This window comes from Rhizobium sp. BK538 (assembly GCF_014197575.1).
GTDB lineage: Bacteria > Pseudomonadota > Alphaproteobacteria > Rhizobiales > Rhizobiaceae > Rhizobium.
Map to the genome: position 1 here is coordinate 142904 of NZ_JACIFT010000004.1, position 21070 is coordinate 163973.

Annotated in this window: 18 protein-coding genes; 13 read left to right on the forward strand and 5 right to left on the reverse strand. The window is 61.6% G+C overall.

Annotated features, from left to right (window positions below; all coding sequences use genetic code 11):
• The first annotated feature begins 187 nt into the window (after positions 1–187).
• Genes FHX09_RS06370 through FHX09_RS06380 form a run of 3 tightly spaced genes read left to right on the forward strand, consistent with a single transcriptional unit; the run spans position 188 to position 4176 of the window.
• On the forward strand, positions 188–1651 hold the full coding sequence (locus tag FHX09_RS06370) for an aldehyde dehydrogenase family protein (protein ID WP_184449524.1): 1464 nt from the start codon (positions 188–190) through the stop codon (positions 1649–1651).
• 8 nt (positions 1652–1659) lie between these two features.
• On the forward strand, positions 1660–2703 hold the full coding sequence (locus tag FHX09_RS06375) for a tartrate dehydrogenase (protein ID WP_184449526.1): 1044 nt from the start codon (positions 1660–1662) through the stop codon (positions 2701–2703).
• A gap of 18 nt (positions 2704–2721) precedes the next feature.
• Positions 2722–4176, forward strand: coding sequence for an NAD-dependent succinate-semialdehyde dehydrogenase (locus FHX09_RS06380; protein WP_184449528.1), 1455 nt, complete (start codon positions 2722–2724; stop codon positions 4174–4176).
• Positions 4177–4510: 334 nt separating this feature from the next.
• Here the strand turns inward: FHX09_RS06380 and FHX09_RS06385 are convergent, their stop codons facing one another.
• Both FHX09_RS06385 and FHX09_RS06390 read right to left on the reverse strand, forming a co-directional pair.
• Positions 4511–5785: an FAD-binding oxidoreductase gene (locus FHX09_RS06385; protein ID WP_184449529.1), complete on the reverse strand. Its 1275-nt coding sequence runs from the start codon at positions 5783–5785 to the stop codon at positions 4511–4513.
• Positions 5786–5800: 15 nt separating this feature from the next.
• Positions 5801–6469, reverse strand: coding sequence for a haloacid dehalogenase type II (locus FHX09_RS06390; RefSeq protein ID WP_132588963.1), 669 nt, complete (start codon positions 6467–6469; stop codon positions 5801–5803).
• Positions 6470–6786: 317 nt separating this feature from the next.
• On the opposite strand from FHX09_RS06390, the gene FHX09_RS06395 reads away from it, so the two are divergent.
• The 7 genes from FHX09_RS06395 (at position 6787) to FHX09_RS06425 (ending at position 15199) form a co-directional block, all read left to right on the forward strand.
• Positions 6787–7623 (forward strand): GNAT family N-acetyltransferase, encoded by an 837-nt coding sequence (locus tag FHX09_RS06395; protein WP_132588962.1) that lies wholly within the window; start codon positions 6787–6789, stop codon positions 7621–7623.
• 13 nt (positions 7624–7636) lie between these two features.
• Positions 7637–9013 (forward strand): aspartate aminotransferase family protein, encoded by a 1377-nt coding sequence (locus FHX09_RS06400; protein ID WP_132588961.1) that lies wholly within the window; start codon positions 7637–7639, stop codon positions 9011–9013.
• A 239-nt stretch (positions 9014–9252) separates the two neighbouring features.
• Entirely contained in the window at positions 9253–9966 is a 714-nt protein-coding gene (locus FHX09_RS06405; protein WP_132588960.1) for an HAD-IA family hydrolase, read from the forward strand.
• 70 nt (positions 9967–10036) lie between these two features.
• Complete coding sequence (locus FHX09_RS06410; protein ID WP_184449531.1) at positions 10037–11647, forward strand: ABC transporter substrate-binding protein; 1611 nt, start codon at positions 10037–10039, stop codon at positions 11645–11647.
• 86 nt (positions 11648–11733) lie between these two features.
• Positions 11734–12684 carry an ABC transporter permease gene (locus FHX09_RS06415; RefSeq protein ID WP_184449532.1) on the forward strand — a complete coding sequence of 317 codons (951 nt, stop codon included), beginning with the start codon at positions 11734–11736 and terminating at the stop codon, positions 12682–12684.
• On the forward strand, positions 12681–13544 hold the full coding sequence (locus FHX09_RS06420) for an ABC transporter permease (protein ID WP_007797239.1): 864 nt from the start codon (positions 12681–12683) through the stop codon (positions 13542–13544). The genes FHX09_RS06415 and FHX09_RS06420 overlap by 4 nt, the downstream gene beginning before the upstream one ends.
• The gene (locus FHX09_RS06425; protein WP_184449534.1) at positions 13544–15199 is read left to right on the forward strand and encodes an ABC transporter ATP-binding protein; all 1656 of its coding nucleotides are present in this window, start codon (positions 13544–13546) and stop codon (positions 15197–15199) included. Before FHX09_RS06420 ends, FHX09_RS06425 begins: the two co-directional genes overlap by 1 nt.
• Before the next feature lie 68 nt (positions 15200–15267).
• Here FHX09_RS06425 and FHX09_RS06430 read toward each other — a convergent pair whose 3' ends face one another.
• On the reverse strand, positions 15268–15744 hold the full coding sequence (locus tag FHX09_RS06430) for an Lrp/AsnC family transcriptional regulator (protein WP_007797235.1): 477 nt from the start codon (positions 15742–15744) through the stop codon (positions 15268–15270).
• Positions 15745–15978: 234 nt separating this feature from the next.
• Between FHX09_RS06430 and FHX09_RS06435 the strand changes: the two genes are divergently transcribed.
• Together FHX09_RS06435 and FHX09_RS06440 are read left to right on the forward strand one after the other, a co-directional pair.
• Complete coding sequence (locus tag FHX09_RS06435; protein WP_132588956.1) at positions 15979–17304, forward strand: FAD-binding oxidoreductase; 1326 nt, start codon at positions 15979–15981, stop codon at positions 17302–17304.
• 562 nt (positions 17305–17866) lie between these two features.
• Positions 17867–18820 carry a sulfonate ABC transporter substrate-binding protein gene (locus tag FHX09_RS06440; RefSeq protein ID WP_007797228.1) on the forward strand — a complete coding sequence of 318 codons (954 nt, stop codon included), beginning with the start codon at positions 17867–17869 and terminating at the stop codon, positions 18818–18820.
• A gap of 111 nt (positions 18821–18931) precedes the next feature.
• On the opposite strand, the gene FHX09_RS06445 is transcribed toward FHX09_RS06440, so the two are convergent.
• A complete protein-coding gene (locus FHX09_RS06445; protein WP_184449536.1) occupies positions 18932–19573 on the reverse strand; it encodes an RES family NAD+ phosphorylase in 642 nt (213 codons plus the stop codon).
• Positions 19570–20346, reverse strand: a complete 777-nt coding sequence (locus FHX09_RS06450; protein ID WP_132588953.1) for a hypothetical protein — start codon at positions 20344–20346, stop codon at positions 19570–19572. Before FHX09_RS06450 ends, FHX09_RS06445 begins: the two co-directional genes overlap by 4 nt.
• Before the next feature lie 391 nt (positions 20347–20737).
• Here FHX09_RS06450 and FHX09_RS06455 point away from each other — a divergent pair, with 391 nt between their 5' ends.
• Entirely contained in the window at positions 20738–21028 is a 291-nt protein-coding gene (locus FHX09_RS06455) for a response regulator (RefSeq protein ID WP_244423782.1), read from the forward strand.
• Positions 21029–21070 lie beyond the last annotated feature (42 nt).

Genomic DNA, 21070 nt, shown 5'->3' on the forward strand with positions numbered 1-21070 from the left:
TTTCTCGTGCCCCTGTCGGATTGCTCCGGCGCATCGCCGACACGTCACCGACGGCCCATCTCAGCCACCGAAGATTTCGCTGTCTCGTCACTAAAAACGTAATTTTCCGCCGTCGGCGCATCGCCACTCGATGCATGCTGCTCGCGTTCTCCCGGTAGGCTCGCATGAGCTTATCCGAGGACCCACTATGACTCTCAGCTTTGACCCCGACACTCTTCCCCTGCCCCTCGGGCACTTCATCGGCGATCGGCTGATCCCTGCCGAGGGCGATATCGACATGCATCGTCCGTCCGACGGCAAGGCCTATGCGGACTGTCCACTCGCAGACGAAGCTCTCGTCGATCGCGCCGTCGAAACCGCCAAGAACGCGCTGAAGGCGAGCAACTGGGGCGGCGTGCGTCCGCGCGAGCGCACAGTCGTGCTGCAGCGTTGGGCCGACCTGATCGAAAGGGAGGCGGAAACCCTCGCTAAGCTCGAGGCGCTTTCCTCGACACGCCCGGTCGGGCACCTGATCGCCGGCGACATAGCCGTAAGCGCCGAACAGATCCGCTTTTTCGCAGAATTCGCCGACAAGGAAGGCAGCGACCTCGTGCCGACTGATGACAACAATCTCGGCATGATCATGACCGAGCCCTATGGCGTCGTCGGCGCCATCACGCCGTGGAATTTCCCCGTTTCGATGGCCGCTTGGAAGCTCGGTCCCGCCCTTGCCGCCGGCAATGCCGTCGTCTTGAAACCCTCCGAAATGACGCCATTTTCGACCGTCTACCTTGCCGAGCTCGGGGTCCGCGCCGGCCTGCCGGCCGGTCTCATTAATATCGTGCTGGGCGACGGTCCGGTGACCGGCACTGCCCTCACCGGCCATCCGGACATCGCCAAGGTAAGCTTCACCGGCTCGACCAGCGCCGGTTCTGCCATCATGGCCAATATCGCCCGCACCGGGGTCAAGCCCATGACGCTTGAACTCGGCGGGAAGAGCCCGCAACTGGTCTTCGCCGATGCCGATCTCGACAAGGCGGCGGCGGCAATCGCCCAGAGCATGATGTCTAACGCTGGCCAAGCCTGCATCGCCGGCTCCCGCCTGATCGTGGAAGAAAGCGTTGCTGCGCCGCTCGCCGAGGCGATCATCACGCGCATGAAGGCGGCGAAGCCGGGTCCGACCTGGGATGAGGCAAGCGAATACTCGCCGATCATCTCGAAGCGCCAGTTGAACCGTATCCACGGCATCGTCGAGGCTGCCGTTGCAGCCGGCGGCGAATGCCTGTTCGGGGGCGCCCCAATGGATGCGTCGGGCTATTTCTATCAGCCGACGTTGATGGCCGTGCGCGACAGTTCCTCGCCAGCGATTACCGAAGAAATCTTCGGTCCGGTCCTGACCATGCAGAGCTTCGCCGACGAAGAGGAGGCGCTGGCTCTCGCCGACCACCCGACCTACGGCCTGGCTGCGGGCCTCTTCACCCGCGACCTGTCGCGCGCGCTGCGGCTGACGCGACTGCTGCAGGCCGGCACGATTTGGGTCAACCGCTATAGCCGCTCGCGCGACCACATCCTGCCGACCGGCGGCTACAAGCGCTCTGGCGTCGGCAAGGACCTCGGACGCGAGGCCTACCAGGCCAACCGCAAGTGCAAGAGCGTTCTCATCAACCTCTAGGAGCCTCCATGAAATCCTATTCGATCGCACTCATTCCCGGCGACGGCATTGGCCAGGACGTAATGGATGCTGCCTGGCAGGTTCTTTCGACCGTCGCCAGGCATTCCCGCTTCTCGCTCACCGGCACGCCCTTTCGCTGGTCCTGCGCCTTTTACAAGGAAACGGGCGCGATGATGCCGACGGACGGCATAGAAATCTTGCGCCGCTTCGATGCAATCCTACTCGGCGCCGTCGGCTGGCCCGCGGAAGTGCCAGATTCCGTCTCACTCCACGGCTTGCTCCTGCCGATCCGCAAGGCTTTCGTGCAATATGCCAATATCCGCCCGCACCGGCTGCTGCCGGGTGTCCAGGGTCCGTTGAAGGCGGAAAATTTCGACATCCTCTGCATCCGCGAGAATACCGAAGGCGAATATTCCGGCGCCGGCGGCCGCGTGCATCAGGAAACGGTCGATGAGGTCGCGGTCGAGACCTCGATCTTCACCCGCACGGGCGTCGAACGGATCCTGCGCTTCGGCTTCGAGCAGGCGCGACAACGCCGCGGCAAGCTCGCTTCGGTGACAAAATCCAACGCCCAGAAATACTCCATGGTGTTCTGGGACGAGATTACGCGAGAGCTCGCCGCCGAATACGCGGATGTCGAGGCGACGAGCTACCACATCGACGCCATGGCCGCCCGCATGGTGATGGCGCCAGACGGCCTCGACGTCGTCGTCGCCTCGAACCTCTTCGGCGACATCCTGACTGATCTCGGTGCCGCGATCCAGGGCGGGCTCGGGTTTGCGGCTTCCGCCAACATCAACCCTGATCGAAGCGCACCGTCGATGTTCGAGCCGGTACACGGCTCCGCACCCGACATCGCCCATCTCGGCATCGCCAACCCCGTCGCCGCCATATGGTCCGGCGCGATGATGCTGGAGCATCTCGAAGAAAAGGAAGCCGCTCGAACCGTCATGAGCGCGCTCGAAAGGACCACTGCCCGGGGCATCGGCACCGTGCCCGGTAAGGACAAGACAGAAACTATCACCGCGGCGATCCTTGCCGCGCTCGGCTGATCTTTAGAGGAGCAGAATATGATGTTGAACGACAAGGAACTTTTCCGGCAAGAGGGCTTCATCGACGGAGCCTGGCTGGGCGCAGCCTCGGGTAAGACCGTCGACGTTTTCGACCCCGCCAGTCGGATGCGTTTCGGCACGATTCCCGACATGGGCGAAGAGGAAACGCGCGCCGCCATCGAAGCCGCCAATGCCGCCTTCGGACCATGGAAGAAGAAGACGCATGCCGAACGGGCCGCATTACTTGAGCGCTGGTATGCGCTGATGATCGAAAGCCTCGAGGATTTGGCTCTGCTCTTGACAATGGAACAAGGCAAGCCGCTCGACGAGGCGCGCATCGAGATCCGTTACGGCGCTTCGTTTGTCAAATGGTTCGCCGAGGAGGCGCGTCGCATCGGCGGCCACACCATTCCTTCTCCGACGGCCGATCGGCGCATCGTCGTTCTGAAAGAGGCGGTCGGCGTCTGCGCGATCGTGACGCCGTGGAACTTCCCGAACGCAATGATTACCCGCAAAGTGGCACCTGCCTTGGCGGCCGGCTGCACGGTGGTGATCAAGCCCTCGGAGTTCACGCCCTTTTCAGCGCTCGCCCTCGGTGTTCTGGCAGAGCGCGCCGGCATTCCCGCAGGTGTGATCAACATCGTCACCGGCATGCCGACCGCAATCGGCAACGAGTTCATGGCGAACGAAACAGTGCGCAAGATCTCCTTTACGGGCTCGACGCGTGTCGGCTCTCTCTTGATGAGAGGCGCGGCCGACAGCGTCAAGCGCCTCTCGCTCGAGCTCGGCGGGAATGCCCCCTTCATCGTCTTCGACGATGCCGACCTTGAACTGGCGGTCGAGGGCGCGATCGCGTCCAAGTTCCGCAATGGTGGCCAGACCTGCGTCTGTGCGAACCGCATCCTGGTGCAGGCCGGCGTCTATGACGCCTTTGCAGAGAAGCTCGGCGCACGCGTTAACGCAATGAAGGTTGGCCCCGGGACGGAACCCGGCATCGCGATCGGACCGATGATCAATGAGGCGGCGATCGACAAGATCGACCGCCATGTCGAGGACGCGCTTGCCAAGGGTGCGAAGCTTGCGGCGCGCGGCAGGTCGGTGCCGGAGGGGAGACAATATAGGCCCCCGATCTTGCTCACGGGCGCCACCACCGAGATGCTGCTTGCCAGCGAAGAGACCTTCGGCCCCGTCGCACCGCTCTTCCGCTTCGAGACGGAGGAGGAGGCAATCGCCATCGCCAACGGCACGCCCTTCGGCTTGGCCGCCTATTTCTACACTGAGAGCCTGAAACGTTCGTGGCGTGTGGCGGAAGCGCTGGAATTCGGTATGGTCGGCCTCAACACCGGCGCCATCTCCACCGAAGTCGCCCCCTTCGGCGGCGTCAAGCAATCCGGCCTGGGCCGCGAGGGCGCCCAGGTCGGTATTGAGGAATATCTCGAGATGAAGAGCTTCCACATCGGCGGACTGGATTAATGCATGTTGCCCAAAAGTGTGCCGCGGCTTTTGGGACAACGACATGCACAAACAAGGGATCCACGGCGCGTGATTCGATTGAACGCGACGCGCTGTAGGTTGGTCACGACGGTCTTGGGTCTAATCGAAGCCTAAGACGTGATCGGTTCCAGGAGTAGGGCGGGATGCGCGCGAAAAGCCGGCGTGTTTCTTCGTCCCGCTCTCAAACGCGCGAGGCGCTTCAGCTCTTTGGCAAGACGCTGCACACTTGACGCGGCACGCCGGGCTAGATCATCCAAACAAAGAAGGGCGCGCCCCTGTCCGGTCCGCGCCCTTCTTCCTACCCCCGCGTCGTCTACTGGATCGTGTCCAGCATCTTGTAATACATGCCGACGAGCGGCAGGAACCAGGGCTTGCCGAAATGTCCCGGCACGGCCGGCCATTCGAGACCCTTCAGCGGGTTGCGGTCCGGCCGGTCGAGAATTGCGTCCGCCATAATCATGCCGAGATGCGTCGAAAGCTGCGCCCCGTGGCCGGAATAGCCCATGGCGTACCAAACGCCGTCTTGATAGCCGGCGCGGGGGAATCGGTCCTTGGTCATGTCGACGAGGCCGCCCCAGCAGTAGTCGATCTCGACATTGGCGAGTTGCGGAAAGATCGCGGTAAGGCTCGCCTTGAGGATCGCGCCGCTTTTTGCGTCCGAGCGCTGGTCGGACGTCGCCGAGAAGCGCGCGCGGCCGCCGAAGATCAGACGGTTGTCGGGCGAGAGCCTGAAATAGTTACCGATGTTCATCGACGTGACGCAGGTGCGGCTACCCGGCATTGTCGCCGCGATCTCCGCGCCTGTCAGCGATCGGGTGGCGATGATGAAGCTGCCGACGGCGATGATGCGGCGGCGGAAATAACCAAAGAGCGAAGGCGTGTAGGCGCCGGTGGCGACAAGAACCGCATCGGCGGTGACGCTGCCGCGGGAGGTCTTCAATGTGTGCCGGCCGCCCGCCTGCCGATGCTCGGTGACCGCCGCGCTCTCGAAAACCATGGCGCCATGGCGCGTGGCCGCTTCGGCGAGGCCGACGACATACCGCCCCATATGCATCATCGCGCTCTTCTTCGAGAGCATTGCCCCGAAGAAGGGCGAGCCGACCTCCTGCTTCAGATCCTCGGCGCTGAGAAGCGCCGTTTCGGGATCGACCTCCGCGTTGACCGCCTCGAAGTTGCGGGCGATCGCCTCGAAATGCTGAGGCTTCGAGGCAAGCTTCACTTTACCGGCGCGGCGGAAGTTGCAGTCGATACCTTCTTCGGTGATCAGTGCCTCGATCGTGTCGACTGAATCGTCGAACGCCTTGTAGAGCGCAATCGCCCGCTCCCTGCCGAGTTCCGCCTTGGCCGCGAGATAGCTATGGGCGAGCCCGTTATTCAAGTGTCCGCCATTGCGGCCGGAGGCGCCCCAGCCGACCTTCTCCGCCTCCAGAACGACGACCTTCGCCCCCGCCCTGGCGAGCTGCCGGGCCGCACTGAGGCCAGTGAAGCCGCCGCCGATCACGGCGACGTCGTAATGGCCATCGACCGGGCCTTGCGCAGCTCCGGCAAAGGCCGGGGCCGTATCATGCCAGTAGGACAGGAACTTCATGGCGCACCGCCTTTTCTAAAGACCGACGACGCCCGGCAGGCCGGAGATGTCGGCGATCTCGACATAGCCGTAATAGGGATTGGCGGGCTCGTGACCGCGATTGACCCAGACTTTGTTCTTGATGCCGAGGTCGTGCGCCGACATCAGGTCGTAGCGGAAGGAGGACGAGCAGTGGAGGATGTCCTCGGGGCCGCAGGCCAGCATGTCGAGCATGTATTCGAAAGCCTTGAAGCGAGGCTTGTAGGCCTGCGCCTGTTCGGCGGTGTAGACCGCATGGAAGGGTGCGCCAAGCTTTTCGACATTCGACATGATCTGCGAATTCATTGCATTCGACAGGATCACCAGTGGGATCTCCTTGGCGACCTTGGCAAGCCCCGCCGGCACGTCCGCATGCGGCCCCCATGTCGGCACGCGCTCGTAGACCACCTTCGCTGCTTCATCGCGGAACTGAATGCCGTTGCGCTTGCAGGTCCGTTCCAGCGAATTGTGCACCACCTCGGCATAGGGCTTCCAGGCGCCCAGAATCTCGTCCAGGCGGTAGGCCGCGAAATTCTTGATGAATTCAGCCATGCGCGCCTCGTCGAGCTGCTCCCGATAGAGGTCGCGGGCCGCTTCCGCCATCTGGAAGTTCGTAAGCGTGCCGTAGCAGTCAAAGGTGATGTATTTCGGACGGAATGTCGTCATGTGCGTATCCTTGAAAGAACGGGACCAGGTATTCTGTAAGGATCATAGACTCTGCGCCTCCCATCGCTTCGCCTGATTTGGCCGCGTTCGAAGCAGAATCTATCGTATCGAGAGCCGGCTTTGGCAGAAGGTTGTGCGGCCTGCTGGTCGTCAATGGTGTCTTCCGCCCCGGCGCCCCCCCAGCGCTCTTGCCTGCCAGCATAAGATGCGGCGACCGGTAGGTGCAAAGCTATAAGATACCGCGCGAGCCAATGCCTTCAGACGATCTGCCGGCCGGCACTCCTTCAGACTTGCGGGCAGACAATGAAGGAAATGCCATGCAGACAAGTCAGATCGATATTGCCGCCTTCGGGCCTGAGCATCTGGAAGCCGCCGTCAAGCTCTCCCGGCAGGCCGGCTGGCCGCATCGCCTTGAAGATTGGCAGATGGCGCTGACCCTGAGCAAAGGCGTCGTCGCGATTGAGGGCGACCGGGTCGTCGGCACTGTACTCGTCACCCCTTACAAGTCGGACTGTGCGACGATCAACATGGTTATCGTCGACGAGGCGATGCGCGGCCGCGGCCTCGGTCGCAAGCTGATGGACGCCGCGTTGCGGCTAGCGGCCGATCGTCCGCTCAGACTCGTGGCAACGACTGAGGGCCTGCCGCTATACGAAAGGCTCGGCTTCCGCGAGACGGGTCGCGTTTTGCAGCATCAAGGCATCGTCGGAGCAATCGCCGAGCCTGGGCATACCGAACAGGCGGCCGCTGGCGACATCGAAGCGATCGTCGCGCTCGACCGCCTCGCTTTCGGCGCCGACCGTGAAGGGATGATCGCCTATCTCGGGAAGGTCGGCAACTTTGCAGTGATCCGCCGGGACGGGCGCGTTTGCGGGTTCGGCGCCATCCGCCCCTTCGGCCGCGGCGAGGCCATCGGGCCCGTCGTCGCCGAAGGTCTCGAAGACGCCAAGGCGCTCGTGGCCCACTTCATTTCCACGCGAACCGGCCTGTTCATCAGGCTCGATACCACTGCCGAGGCGGGCCTTTCTCTCTGGCTTGCCGGCCAGGGTCTAGCCCATGTCAGCGGGGGTATCGCCATGATGAAGCCCCCGATCCACCGCGCCGCCGACCCGGCCGCTACCACCTTCGCCCTCGTCAATCAGGCGCTCGGCTGATCCGGAGATCGTCATGTACAGCAATTCCCTCATCGAACTCGATCGCGCCCACCTCATCCATCCGGTCGCCTCCTATCGCGGCCATGAAAAACTCGGCGTGCGCGTGCTCGCCTCGGCGAAAGGCGCGACGGTCACCGATGCTTCGGGCAAGCAACTGATCGACGGCTTTGCCGGCCTTTGGTGCGTCAATGCCGGCTATGGCCACGAAGCGATCGTCGAAGCGGCCGCCCGCCAGATGCGCGAGCTTCCCTATGCGACCGCCTATTTCGGGTTCGGCTCCGAGCCCGCGATCCGCCTCGCCACCGAACTCGCCGAGCGCGCGCCGGGCGATCTCAACCACGTCTATTTTACGCTCGGCGGCTCCGACGCCGTCGACAGCACGATCCGCTTCATCCGCTATTATTGGATTGCCCGGGGCGAGCCGCAACGCGATCAGTTCATTTCGATGGAGCAAGGCTATCACGGCTCATCGACGGTCGGCGCCGGCCTGACCGCGCTGCCGGCCTTTCATGCTGGCTTCGGCATTCCCTTCGACTGGCAGCACAAAATTCCGTCTCACTATGCCTATCGCAATCCGGTGGGAGAGAGCCCTTCGGCGATCATCGAGGCCTCGCTAGCCGCCCTGCGGCGCAAGGTCGAGGAGATCGGCCCCGAGCGTGTCGCCGCCTTCTATGCGGAGCCTATCCAGGGCTCGGGCGGCGTGCTGGTGCCACCCAAGGGCTGGATGAAGGCGATGCGCGAACTCTGCCGCGAGCTCGGCATCCTCTTCGTTGCAGACGAGGTGATCACCGGCTTCGGCCGCACCGGACCGCTCTTTGCGTCAACCGAGGACGAGATCGTGCCGGACTTCATGACTGTCGCGAAGGGGCTGACGTCTGGTTACGTCCCGATGGGCGCGGTCTTTATGTCCGATCACGTTTATCAGACGATTGCCGACGGCGCCGGCGCTTCCGCCGTCGGCCACGGCTATACCTATTCCGCGCATCCGGTCAGCGCCGCTGTCGGTCTCGAGGTGCTGAAGCTCTACGAGAACGGCCTCTTGGAAAACGGCGTCACGGCCGGTGCGCGGCTGATGGAAGGTCTCGAAAGCCTGAGGGACCATCCCCTTGTTGGCGATGTGCGCGGCCGCGGCATGCTGGCCGCCGTCGAGCTCGTCGTCGACAAGTCGAGGAAGACCCCTTTGCCGGCGGCCGCGGAGCCGGCGCGCCGCATCTTCGACCGTGCCTGGGAAAACGGTCTCGTCATCCGCGCCTTCGCCAATGGCGTGCTCGGCTATGCGCCGCCGCTGTGCTGCACTGCGACGGAGATCGACGCGATTGTCGAGCGCACCCGCCAGACATTGGACGAGACCTTGAAAGACCCGGATGTTCGCCAGGCTTTGAGGGCCTGATGGACGACTGACGCTATATAGCGCGGAACCGCCATATTCGAAATTTTGTGCCGCGCCACGGTGCCTTTTCGGAGACTCCGGCGCGGCACAACTGCCAAACTCAAATCAAGGAAGCGGCCGGATCCCGGTATATGCGGCCTTTCCAGCAAGAGCGGGGAAAACATCCCGCCGACGGGAACAGAATATTCTTCTTGAAGTCGGCGTTCCGGCCTGGAACGCGAAAAAACTGGGGAATCGATGTGCATAAGAGCCTTCCCGAATTCAAATACATGACCTTCGACGTCGTCGGCACGCTGATCGACTTCGAGGGCGGCCTCAAGGATTGCCTCGCCGGCATCGCCGCCGAGGCCAGTGTCGCCATCGATGGCGAGGAGGCGCTCAGCCTCTACCGCGCGGCGCGCTACTCCAAGGGCGCCGACCTCTTTCCGGACGATCTGGTGCGTGTCTATCTTGACATCGCGCCGAAGCTCGGCCTTCCGACTGAGCGGAAATATGGCGAGCGTCTCAGGGACTCCGCCGCGAACTGGAGGGCCTTCGGAGACAGCGCCGAAGCGCTGGCGCGCCTTGCGAAGAATTACCGGCTTGTCGCTATGACCAATGCGCGCCGCTGGGCGTTCGATTTCTTCGCCAAGGAACTGGGCGATCCCTTCTACGCCGCATTCACCGCCGACGATACCGGTACCGAAAAACCTGACCCCGCCTTCTTTGACAAGGTCTTCGACTTCATCGGCTCGCAAGGCAATTCGAAGGACGACGTCCTGCATGTCGCTCAGAGCCAGTACCACGACATCGGCATTTCGCGGAAGCTTGGGCTGACCAACTGCTGGATCGAGCGGCGCCACGCGCAGAAAGGTTACGGCGGCACTATAGAGCCGGCCGAGTTCACCGAACCCGACTACCACTTCACCTCCATGGCCGGCCTTGCCGATGCCGTGGCCGTCGCACGTAGCTGACCAGTTCACCGGATTGGGTCTAAGCCCGCGGAAGACGGGCAGCCCGCCAACAGACGAAAAGGGGAATGACATGAACGACAAGATCACCAATTGGACCAGATCCGACGACGCCATGGTCGAAAACGCCATCCGCCGCGGAGCAACGCGCCGTGAACTGCTGCAGATGATGCTCGCCGGTGGCGCCGCCCTCTCTGCCGGCAGTCTAGTGCTCGGCCGCGCCTCCAACGCGGTTGCCTCAACGCCGGTCTCCGGCGGCGCACTCAAAGCGGCCGGCTGGTCGTCCTCGACCGCAGACACGCTCGACCCGGCCAAGGCATCGCTCTCCACCGACTATGTGCGCTGCTGCTCCTTCTACAACCGTCTCACCTTCCTCGATAAGAGCGGGAGCCCGCAGATGGAGCTCGCCGAGGCTATCGAGTCCAAGGATGCGAAGACCTGGACGGTCAAACTGAGGAGCGGCGTCACCTTCCACGACGGCAAGCCGTTGACCGCCGACGACGTGGTCTTCTCGTTGAAACGCCATCTCGATCCCTCCGTCGGTTCGAAGGTCGCGAAGATCGCCGCGCAGATGACAGGCTTCAAGGCCGTGGACAAGCAGACGGTCGAGATCACACTCGCAAATCCGAACGCCGACCTGCCGACCATCTTGTCGATGCACCACTTCATGATCGTCGCCGATGGCACGACGGATTTTTCCAAGGGCAACGGCACCGGCCCATTCGTCAGAGAGCTCTTTGAGCCCGGCGTGCGCTCGATCGGCATCAAGAACAAGAACTATTGGAAGTCCGGCCCGAACGTCGATTCCTTCGAGTACTTCGCAATCAGCGACGACAGCTCGCGCGTCAACGCACTGCTCTCGGGCGACATCCATCTCGCCGCTACGATCAACCCGCGCTCGATGCGCCTGGTCGAGGCCCAAGGCGACGGCTTCGTGCTCTCGAAAACGACCTCCGGCAACTACACCAATCTCAACATACGCATGGACTTGGAGCCTGGCAGCAAGCGGGACTTCGTCGAGGGAATGAAGTCCCTCGTCAACCGCGAGCAGATCGTCAAATCGGCGCTCCGCGGCCTCGGCGAAATCGGCAACGACCAGCCGGTTTCCCCGGCAAACTTCTACCACAATGCGGACCTGAAGCCGCGGGCGTTCGATCCGGAGAAGGCGAAGTTCCATTTCGAGAAGGCCGGTGTCCTTGGCCAGTCGATCCCTGTGATTGCTTCCGAGGCGGCAAACTCCTCGATCGATATGGCAATGATCATCCAGGCGTCCGCGGCCGAAATCGGACTGAAGCTCGACGTTCAACGCGTTCCGGCCGACGGCTATTGGGACAATTATTGGCTCAAGGCGCCGGTCCATTTTGGCAACATCAACCCACGTCCGACACCGGACATCCTGTTCTCGCTGCTCTATACTTCGGATGCGCCGTGGAACGAAAGCCAGTACAAATCGGAGAAATTCGACAAGATGCTGATCGAGGCGCGCGGCTCACTCGACCAGGAGAAGCGCAAAGCGATCTATAACGAGATGCAGGTGATGGTCGCAAACGAAGCCGGCACCATCATTCCGGCCTATATCTCCAATGTCGACGCGATCACCGCCAAGCTCAAGGGCTTGGAAGCCAACCCGCTTGGCGGCCAGATGGGTTATGCCTTCGCGGAATATGTCTGGCTCGAAGCCTGATGAAAGCGAACGGTCGGGGTTGCAGCCGCACCGCTGCAGCCCTGGTCCTTTTGGTTTGAAATCTCGAATACCGAAAGGGAACGCGCGTGAACAACCATGTCCTATCACTCGTGTTGAGCAGATTGCTCATCGCCTTCATTACGCTGGTGATCGTCTCCTTCGCCGTGTTCTTCGCCACGACGCTCTTGCCGGGAGACACAGCGACTATCCTGCTTGGCCAGGCTGCCACGCCGGAAGCAGTCGAAGGTCTGCGCAAGGCCATGCATCTCGACGACCCGGCGATCTTCCGTTTCCTGCGCTGGATCGTTGGTTTGCTGCAGGGCGACCTCGGCACCTCCTATGCCAATGAGATGCCGGTCGCCAAACTGATCGGGGGGCGTTTCATCAACACGCTGCAGCTCGCGGGCATCACCGCGCTCTTTTCCGTGCCGATCGCGCTGACGCTCGGCATCACCGCGGCGATGCTACGTGGCTCGCTGTACGACCGCGCCGTCACCGTGTTGACGATCGGCGTCATCTCCGTGCCCGAATTCATGATAGCGACCTCTGCGGTGTTGATCTTCGCCGTCTACCTGAAATGGCTGCCGGCGCTCTCCTTCGCCAACGAAGTCACGTCGCTGACAGGCCTCCTGCGCATCTATGCCATGCCGGTAATCACCCTTACCTTCGTCATCTCGGCGCAAATGATCCGTATGACCCGGGCAGCGTTGATCGAGACCCTCAACACGCCTTACGTGGAGATGGCGTTGCTCAAGGGCGCCTCGCGGCCGCGCATTGTATTTCGGCATGCGCTGCCGAACGCTCTGGGCCCGATTGTCAACGCGGTCGCGCTTTCGCTCTCATACCTGCTGGGCGGCGTCATCATTGTCGAGACGATCTTCAACTATCCAGGTATTGCCAAGCTGATGGTCGATGCCGTCGCCACGCGCGACCTGCCGCTGATCCAGAGCTGCGCGATGATCTTCTGCCTCGGCTACCTGCTCCTGATCACGGCCGCCGATATCATAGCCATCCTTTCCAATCCGAGGCTCCGATGACAATGACCAGTTCTGAGACCAAGTCCGACCGGATTTCCGGAACCCGGCTCGGCTATCGCTTCAACATCATCGGCATGGTCGGTCTCTCGGTCATCCTTTTTTGGGTGTTGATCGCGATATTCGCGCCGCTGATCATCCCCTACCCTGTTGGCGAGATTGTCGACCTCGATTACTTCGGCCCGATGAGCCGCGACTTCTGGCTCGGCTCCGACTATCTCGGCCGCGACATGCTCTCGCGAATCCTGATGGGCGGCCGCTACACGGTCGGCATCTCGCTTGCGGCAGTTACGATCGCCTGCTTCAGCGGCGTGATGCTCGGCATGATCGCAGCCGTCGCCGGCGGCTGGCTCGACACGGTCCTGAGCCGCCTCCTCGACGCCCTCAACTCGATCCCGAGCAAGCTGTTCGGCCTTGTGGTCGTCGCTGCCGTCGGCTCCTCCATTCCCGTGCTGATCCTGACGCTGTCGGTGATCTATATCCCCGGCGCGTACCGTTTCGCCCGCGCGCTTGCCGTCAATATCAACGCGATGGATTTCATCACCGTCGCCCGCATCCGCGGCGAAAGCACCCTCTATCTCATCCGCTCGGAAATCCTGCCGAACATCGTCGGGCCGGTACTTGCCGACCTCGGCATCCGCTTCGTCTTCATCGTTCTCCTGCTCTCCGGCCTCTCCTTCCTCGGCCTTGGCGTCCAGCCGCCTTACGCCGACTGGGGGGCTCTCGTGCGTGAGAATATCGGCGGCCTGCCCTTTGGCGCACCGGCGGTGATGGCTCCCTCCTTTGCGATCGCCAGCCTCACCATCAGCGTCAACCTGTTGATCGATAACCTGCCAAAGAAGATCCGCGATCGGAGCGAATGATGGTCAATCTCGTAGAAATCCGCGACCTGAAGGTCGAAGCCACCACCGATTCCGGCCGGCGCGTCGAGATCATCAACGGCGTCAGCTTCGACATTGCCGAGGGCGAGATCGTGGCACTGATCGGCGAAAGCGGCTCCGGCAAGACGACGATCGCGCTCACGCTGATGGGCCATGCCCGCCCCGGCTGTCGCATCTCCGGCGGCAGCGTCTCCGTCGCCGGAAAGGATATGGTGACGCTGAGCGAAAAGCAGCGCGCCAGGGTGCGCGGCACCGAGGTCACCTATGTTCCGCAATCAGCCGCCGCCGCATTCAACCCGGCCGCCACGATCATGGACCAGGTCATCGAGGTCACCAAAATTCATGGGCTTATGTCGGCCGACGAGGCGCGCCTCCGCGCTGTCGAGCTTTTCATGGCGTTGTCACTGCCTGAGCCGGAAACGATCGGCAGCCGCTATCCGCACCAGGTTTCCGGTGGCCAGTTGCAGCGCCTTTCGGCCGCCATGGCGCTGATCGGCGACCCGAAGCTCGTCATCTTCGACGAGCCGACGACGGCGCTCGACGTGACGACACAGATCGAGGTGCTGCGCGCCTTCAAGTCAGTCATGAAGAAGGGCGGCATCGCCGGCGTTTATGTCTCGCACGACCTCGCCGTGGTCGCCCAGATCGCCGACCGCATCGTCGTCTTGAAGGGTGGAGAGACCAAGGAGATCGGCACCACCAAAGAGATCCTCGACGGCGCGAAGCACCCCTACACGCGGGAGCTGCTCGCCGCTTTTGAGCCCAAACCCCGTGGCGCTCTGGGCGCGGCACAGAGTGGTTCGGCCCCGTTGCTCGAAATCGAAAATCTCGTCGCGGGCTACGGCCAGGCCCAGGCCGACGGCCTGCCTCTCGTGCGCGCCGTCGAGCATGTCAGTCTCAAGGTGGAGAAGGGGCGCAACCTCGGTATCATCGGCGAGTCGGGTTGCGGCAAGTCGACGCTCGCGCGCACCATCGCCGGCATACTGCCGGCCGCTGTCGGCAAGATCGTCTTCGACGGCAAGGAACTCGGGCGCAGCGCCCGCGCGCGCTCGCGCGATGAACTGCGCGAAATGCAGATCGTCTTCCAATATGCCGATACGGCGCTTAATCCGGCGAAATCCGTCGAGGACATCTTAGCCCGGCCGCTTAGCTTCTATCACGGCATGAATGCCAAGGCGCGCAGTGCACGCATCGACGAGCTGCTCGACATGGTGCGCCTGCCGCGCAACCTGCGCCATCGCCGCCCAGGGGAGCTCTCGGGCGGCCAGAAGCAGCGCGTCAACTTCGCCCGCGCACTCGCCGCCGAGCCGAAGCTGATCCTATGCGACGAGATCACCTCTGCATTGGACACGGTGGTCGCGGCCGCTGTCATCGATCTCCTCAAGGAATTGCAGCGCGAGCTCGGTCTTTCCTACATCTTCATCAGCCATGACCTCTCCGTGGTGGAGGCCATCTGCGACGAGATCGTCGTGATGTATGGCGGTAGAAAGGTAGAGGAAATCACGCCGGCGAAGGTCAAGACACCTGAGCATCCCTATTCGCAGTTGCTCTTCTCGTCGGTGCCGAGGCTCGATCCCACGTGGCTCGATGGGCTCGAACAGGATCCGGAGCTCGTGCGAGCCTATTGCCGGCGCTGAGGCGCCGCAGGAGCGGGCCAAATCGCAAGCCCCGGCTGCGCAACCCGGCGCAAACCGATTTGAAGATCCTACATCCGAAACAGGCTGGTCAGTGGCATGTGCACCTTGACGATCGGCGACTTCAAGACGACGAAACTGAAATACTTGTCGATGCCGACGTCCATGTCGGTGAGGCGCTCCATGATCGTCTGGTATTCGCCGATCCCGGCCGTGACGAATTTCAGCAGATAATCGTAGCCGCCGGACACCAGATGGCATTCGATCACGTGGTCAACCTTCTCGATCGCTGCAAGGAAGCGGGCAAAGTCGATCTGCCGGTGGTTCTTCAATGTGATCTCGGTGAAGACCGTCAGGGTCTGCCCCAACTTGCCGACGTTGATTTGTGCCGAATAACCCTCAATATAGCCCTCCGACTGCAGCTTCTTCACCCGCATGAGGCAGGGGCTCGGCGACAGGTTGACCAGTTCGGCGAGTTCGACATTGGTGATGCGGCCATTCTTCTGCAGTTCGTACAGAATTTTGATATCGATGCGGTCGAGTTTCATGACGCCCTTTCCCCTTGCTGAAGTGGCCAACGGGACAGCAGATTGTGCTGCGACTTTCCCAATGATGACCTTAACACACTGGAGAGACGTGTCGAATTCGTTTGGCACAACGGGTCAAAGCAGAAAGGGCGGCATTGCTCCCGCAAGACGGAATCTTCTGCTGCGCGCCAGCCGCAGTCCAGCAACGCCATTGCGTAATAGCCGCTAGACTGTGCTGGTAACGGAGGTCACGCCATGCCCGCACCGCTGAAATTCATCGACACAACGCCGCAGTTGCCCGAAGCCGCCGATGCCGTCGTCATCGGCGGCGGCATTGTCGGCGTGTTTGCGGCCTACTATCTTGCCCGCCGCGGATTGAAGGTAGCCGTCGTCGAGAAGGGCCGGATCGGCGCGGAGCAGTCGAGCCGCAACTGGGGATGGTGCCGCCAGCAGAACCGTGACGCCCGCGAATTGCCAATGGCGACGAAGAGCCTCGATCTTTGGGAGCGTTTTTCCGCCGAGAGCGGCGAGGACACCGGCTTCCGACGCTGCGGGTTGTTCTACCTCAGCAATAGTGAAGAGGAACTGGCCGGCTGGGCCCGGTGGCGCGACTTTGCCCGCACACTCGGCGTCACAACGCATATGCTCGACAGTGCCGAGGCGAGCGAACGCGGCGGCGCCACCGGAAAGCCATGGAAGGGGGGCGTCTTTTCGCCGACCGACGGCACCGCCGATCCGGCAAGTGCAGCACCCGCGGTCGCGCGTGCGATCCTCAAGCTTGGTGGCACCGTGCATCAGTCCTGCGCCGCCCGCGGCATACAGACAGAAGGCGGTCGCCTTTCCGGTGTTGTCACCGAGCATGGCACCATCCGCACGAAGACGGCGATCCTTGCCGGCGGCGCCTGGGCCTCCTCCTTCTGCCGGCAGCTCGGCATCCGCTTTCCCCAGGCGTCGGTCCGCTCGTCGATTCTTGCCGTCTCGCCAGGCGCCATCAGCCTTCCGGATGCGCTGCATACGGCCGCCGTTTCGGTGACGCGTCGCGGGGACGGCGGCTACACGCTCGCCATCAGCGGCCGCGGCCGTGTCGATCCGACGCCGCAGCAATTGCGTTTCGCGCCGCAGTTTCTGCCGATGTTCGCTCGGCGCTGGCGCAGCCTTGCACCCGGCGGCCTCGAAGGCTTCCGCTCCGGTCACGAGAGCCTGACTCACTGGCGCCTCGATGCCCCGACGCCAATGGAGCGCATGCGCATCCTTGATCCTGCCGTCGATAAGGACACTATTCGCCTCACCCATTCGCGCGCGCTCGACCTCCTGCCCGACCTGAAGAACACCAGCATCACGGCCGCATGGGCGGGGTATATCGACAGCACGCCGGATGGTGTGCCCGGCATTGGCGAAATCGCCGCCATACCGGGGTTCATCCTCGCCGCCGGCTTCAGCGGGCATGGCTTCGGCATTGGTCCCGGCGCCGGTCACCTGATCGCCGACATCGTCACTGGTGACGAGCCAATCGTCGACCCCCGCGCCTACCATCCGGACCGCTTCCGAAAATCTGCCTGGGGTAAGGTCGCCGAGTTCTAGGGAGGCGAGGCCCGAGGTGCCGTAGCGAAGATGCTGAAGTCGGGCCCGACTGCGACGATCCAGTCCTGGCGGCAGGCCACGAATGGCGCCTTTGGCGCGATAGCACGTGACGGTCGGCCAGCGGCCTCGTGAGGTTCATAGAACCCAAATAGATGCTGGAGGAATGTATTGCCGGGACTGGTATCGCACAGATCATCGGGTGGGGAGCGAACGGCTCGAGAACCGCGCGCCGATCGATCAGCTTCCGGCCTGGCAGGGCTTTTGCTCATTCTGCGCCTGTAGCAAAGAACCAACGGACTAATTTCGGATGGCCGCCGTGAAGCAAAGCTTCTTGGATGCTGTGATCAAGGCGCGTTTCCAGTGCCGGTGACGGCCTGGACTTTGACACCATGGTCAAGCGGCCCCTGCGTCAAAATCCGGATCAGCATGAGGCGAGTACTTTTTGCTCGCTGTCGGGACAGAACAAAAAGTGAATCCCGGAAAAGCGGACGCGGGAGTACGTATATTCTAGTAAAAATGTAGAGACACTTTAATTTGGCGTCGTCTTATTCCGGAGGGTATGATGAAAATCACAAGACGAGCTTTCACTGCGGTGGTGGCAGGTGCCATCGCGACACCTTTGACGCATGTTCGACTGGCTGGCGCTGCTGACAAGGTCGTACGTATCGGCTACCAGAAATATGGGACTCTGGTGCTTCTCAAGGGCAAAGGGACGCTGGAGAAGAAACTTGAATCCATCGACTACAAGGTTGAATGGACCGAGTTTCCGGGCGGTCCCCAGCTCCTCGAGGCTCTGAATGCTGGTGCTGTCGATTTCGGATCGACAGGCGAAACGCCGCCGATCTTCGCCCAGGCCGCGAACGCTCCGCTGGTCTACATCGCACACGAGCCGCCCGCCCCGCGCGGCGAGGCCATACTTGTCCCGAAGGATAGCCCCATAAAGTCTGTTGCGGACCTGAAGGGCAAGAAGGTCGCCTTCAACAAGGGCTCGAACGTGCATTACCTGCTCGTCAAGGCGCTCGAAGAAGCTGGCTTGTCCTATGAGGATGTGACGTCATCCTTCCTCGCCCCGGCCGACGGTCGCGCAGCCTTCGAAAAGGGCGCGGTGGACGCATGGGTCATCTGGGATCCCTTCCAGGCAGCTGCGGAAGTGGCGATCGAAGCGCGAGAGCTCAGAAACGGCGAGGGTATCGTTCCCAATCACCAGTTCTATCTCGGCACCAGGACGCTGGTCGACGGCCACGCCCAGGCGATCGATGTCTTGATCGACGCCATTTCTGAGATTGACGAATGGACCAAGTCCGACACGACGGCTGCGGCTGCAGAGCTATCCCCATCGGTTGGCATCCCTGAACCTGTCCTCGTCAAGGCGCTCGAGCGTCAATCCTACGGGGTCAAGAACCTTGATGACTCTGTCGTCGCGCAGCAGCAAGACATCGCCGACACCTTTTTCAAACTCAAGCTTATTCCCAAGAAGGTGACGATTGCCGACGTTGTCCGCAAGGGCAAGGCCTGATACCCGGCGGCTGCACGTATCACGTCGACCGATGGATAAAAGAGTTCCGCTTCTGTCGGGAGTCGCAGCCTTTCGGAAAAAGGTTGAAGGCCGCCAGCTGAGAGACGACCGTCAGATAATCGTAATTCCTGCGCGCTTACCCCAGCCTCTCAGCTCCAGAAGAAGGTTGGGATTTGTAGCAACATCGATACAATCCAAGACATCAAAGTCGCTCTCTCGGACACGATCTCCAAAAAAGACCAGGCAGCTCTCCGGATCGCATTGGCGCGACGTCCAGATCATGCCTTTGATATCCGGATACGCTCTGTGAAGCGCCTGCGCCCACAAGACTGTTTTCAGATAGGTCGACTTTGGTGTCTCTATCAAATTCGTGCGGGCGATACCCCAGGCTTTGAGGTCCGGGGAATAAAGATTGACGACAGGGAGGTCTTTATTTGGAACGATTCTGCTGACGCTCCGCGATTTGACCGTGCTTAAGCGAGTGGTTTTAAATCGCGCGGTAGGAGCAATATCATGAAATATGCTCTCGAACGCGGCAGCCTCCCGGCTGGTCGCCGCATAAAGCGATGGAACACATGTGCCAGTCACGTCTGCGAATGGCGCAAATCTTGTCGGTTGCCCGAGGCACGGATTGAACTGACCCGGACGAAACGCAGATGAGTGTGTCCGATGAAGTACCGATCCAGCGCTGATCGTCGCGACATTGACGGTCGCGAATGCAGCCGGTGGAGGAGGAACACTGTTCCCCCTCACCCAATAACCTCCTCATGTTCCTTCTTCGCTGCAGCCACCAGGGCGTCGGCATTGTCGAGGAGATCGATAGGTGCGGCATCTTCCAGCCAGCCGTTCGAAGACACCAACCACAACGCCTTCTGCCAGGCTGTCATGGATTGAGGAAGCGCCGCCAGAACCTGCTTTATGGTTGGGTGCGGTCGGCCGTCCTGGAACTGAAACGCCGGGAAAAACTCAGAGCCTCGATGCTGAACGGAAATGATTTCGCCATTCTTCTTCCAGCGCGCTGCTGTTGCGTAACTGTTCTTTGCGCTGGATCCAGACTGCTTTCCAACATCGATACTATTTAGTTGAGGCAACTCCTGGACAAAGCGATCACGTAACGCAAGATTGTCTGCCGCAAGCACGCCGCGCGCATCTTCGAGTTCGTCCGGCAAAAGCACTTCCGCTAGTTTGCCTATTGCTGCTTCCAGTCGATTCTCTTCGACCGACCCGCTTACCCGGACCAGTGCGTCAGCGAAAGTTTTTACCGACTCCTTGCCGGCCCCGGATAAATTCCGGTGGAGACGCAGAATGACGGAGTCGCCGAATGCGATTTCGGCCACCGCATTGGCGAACCGCTGTAGCTCTTGCTCAGTTCCTCCGACCCTCAAAGTCTTGCCTTTCCGCAAAGAACCGAGGGCCTCAAAAATCGCAGCCGATAGTTTCGCCTGGACAGCGCTTGTATCCTTGCTGGCGATCGCCGGTGAAGCCAGGTCATCTATCAGTATGGCATGGTCGAACAGTGGCTGCATTGGGAGCCTCATGAGTTTAGTGATAAATCCTCTATATCACTTATGTCACGCCGCGTCGATATCAAGTGGCCGGCCAGGATGGAGCCCGTGGGTCGTGGCAAAGTTGCCGCACGCGGTCGAAAACGGCGCAGCCGTTCTCCTGCGGATGGCATTACACGCCGCAATGCGAAAGGAACCAGACTCGGGTCTTCAGATTTTATTTTATACCACTCAGGCGGCGCAAGTTCTTGCGCATACGTATTGCTGCATCGCAACATTCGTGCTTTAGTTCGTTATCTGAGCAAGGATATCGACCATGTCCCAAGTAGCTCTCCAGTCGAAAACGCTCCCCACGGTTCTGGTTGTCGAGGCCAGCGCCGAACTGCGAGCAGCGATGCGGCGGGCGATCGAAATGGCCGGTCTGGCGGCCGTGGATGCCGCCGGCGGCGAGGAAGCTTTGCGCATCCTGGATCGCCGGAACGACATCGACTTGGTCTTCACGGCGATAAACATGCCGGGCAACGTAGATGGTGTAAATCTCGCCGTGAGGATCCACCGGCAATGGCCCGAACTCGCCATTGTCATTACGTCCGCCGTCGTGAGCTTGCGGCAGTCCTCGTTGCCCGAACGGTGCCGTTTTCTGAAGAAACCGTACAATAGCGCCGAGGCGATCAAGTGCTTCAGGTTCTTGCTGGGGTGTTGAAATGGCACAAACATTGCGACCATCGCCCATTTCACTCAGGAG

What these genes read in the sequence shown, in the direction of transcription:
- FHX09_RS06400 (WP_132588961.1), top strand. Translation starts at nt 7,637, where the DNA reads ATGTACAGCAATTCCCTCATCGAACTCGATCGCGCCCACCTCATCCAT.
- FHX09_RS06380 (WP_184449528.1), top strand. Translation starts at nt 2,722, where the DNA reads ATGATGTTGAACGACAAGGAACTTTTCCGGCAAGAGGGCTTCATCGAC.
- FHX09_RS06430 (WP_007797235.1), bottom strand. Translation starts at nt 15,744, where the DNA reads ATGAAACTCGACCGCATCGATATCAAAATTCTGTACGAACTGCAGAAG.
- FHX09_RS06420 (WP_007797239.1), top strand. Translation starts at nt 12,681, where the DNA reads ATGACAATGACCAGTTCTGAGACCAAGTCCGACCGGATTTCCGGAACC.
- FHX09_RS06395 (WP_132588962.1), top strand. Translation starts at nt 6,787, where the DNA reads ATGCAGACAAGTCAGATCGATATTGCCGCCTTCGGGCCTGAGCATCTG.
- FHX09_RS06370 (WP_184449524.1), top strand. Translation starts at nt 188, where the DNA reads ATGACTCTCAGCTTTGACCCCGACACTCTTCCCCTGCCCCTCGGGCAC.
- FHX09_RS06385 (WP_184449529.1), bottom strand. Translation starts at nt 5,785, where the DNA reads ATGAAGTTCCTGTCCTACTGGCATGATACGGCCCCGGCCTTTGCCGGA.
- FHX09_RS06425 (WP_184449534.1), top strand. Translation starts at nt 13,544, where the DNA reads ATGGTCAATCTCGTAGAAATCCGCGACCTGAAGGTCGAAGCCACCACC.
- FHX09_RS06435 (WP_132588956.1), top strand. Translation starts at nt 15,979, where the DNA reads ATGCCCGCACCGCTGAAATTCATCGACACAACGCCGCAGTTGCCCGAA.
- FHX09_RS06375 (WP_184449526.1), top strand. Translation starts at nt 1,660, where the DNA reads ATGAAATCCTATTCGATCGCACTCATTCCCGGCGACGGCATTGGCCAG.
- FHX09_RS06440 (WP_007797228.1), top strand. Translation starts at nt 17,867, where the DNA reads ATGAAAATCACAAGACGAGCTTTCACTGCGGTGGTGGCAGGTGCCATC.
- FHX09_RS06455 (WP_244423782.1), top strand. Translation starts at nt 20,738, where the DNA reads ATGGCCGGTCTGGCGGCCGTGGATGCCGCCGGCGGCGAGGAAGCTTTG.
- FHX09_RS06410 (WP_184449531.1), top strand. Translation starts at nt 10,037, where the DNA reads ATGAACGACAAGATCACCAATTGGACCAGATCCGACGACGCCATGGTC.
- FHX09_RS06450 (WP_132588953.1), bottom strand. Translation starts at nt 20,346, where the DNA reads ATGCAGCCACTGTTCGACCATGCCATACTGATAGATGACCTGGCTTCA.
- FHX09_RS06390 (WP_132588963.1), bottom strand. Translation starts at nt 6,469, where the DNA reads ATGACGACATTCCGTCCGAAATACATCACCTTTGACTGCTACGGCACG.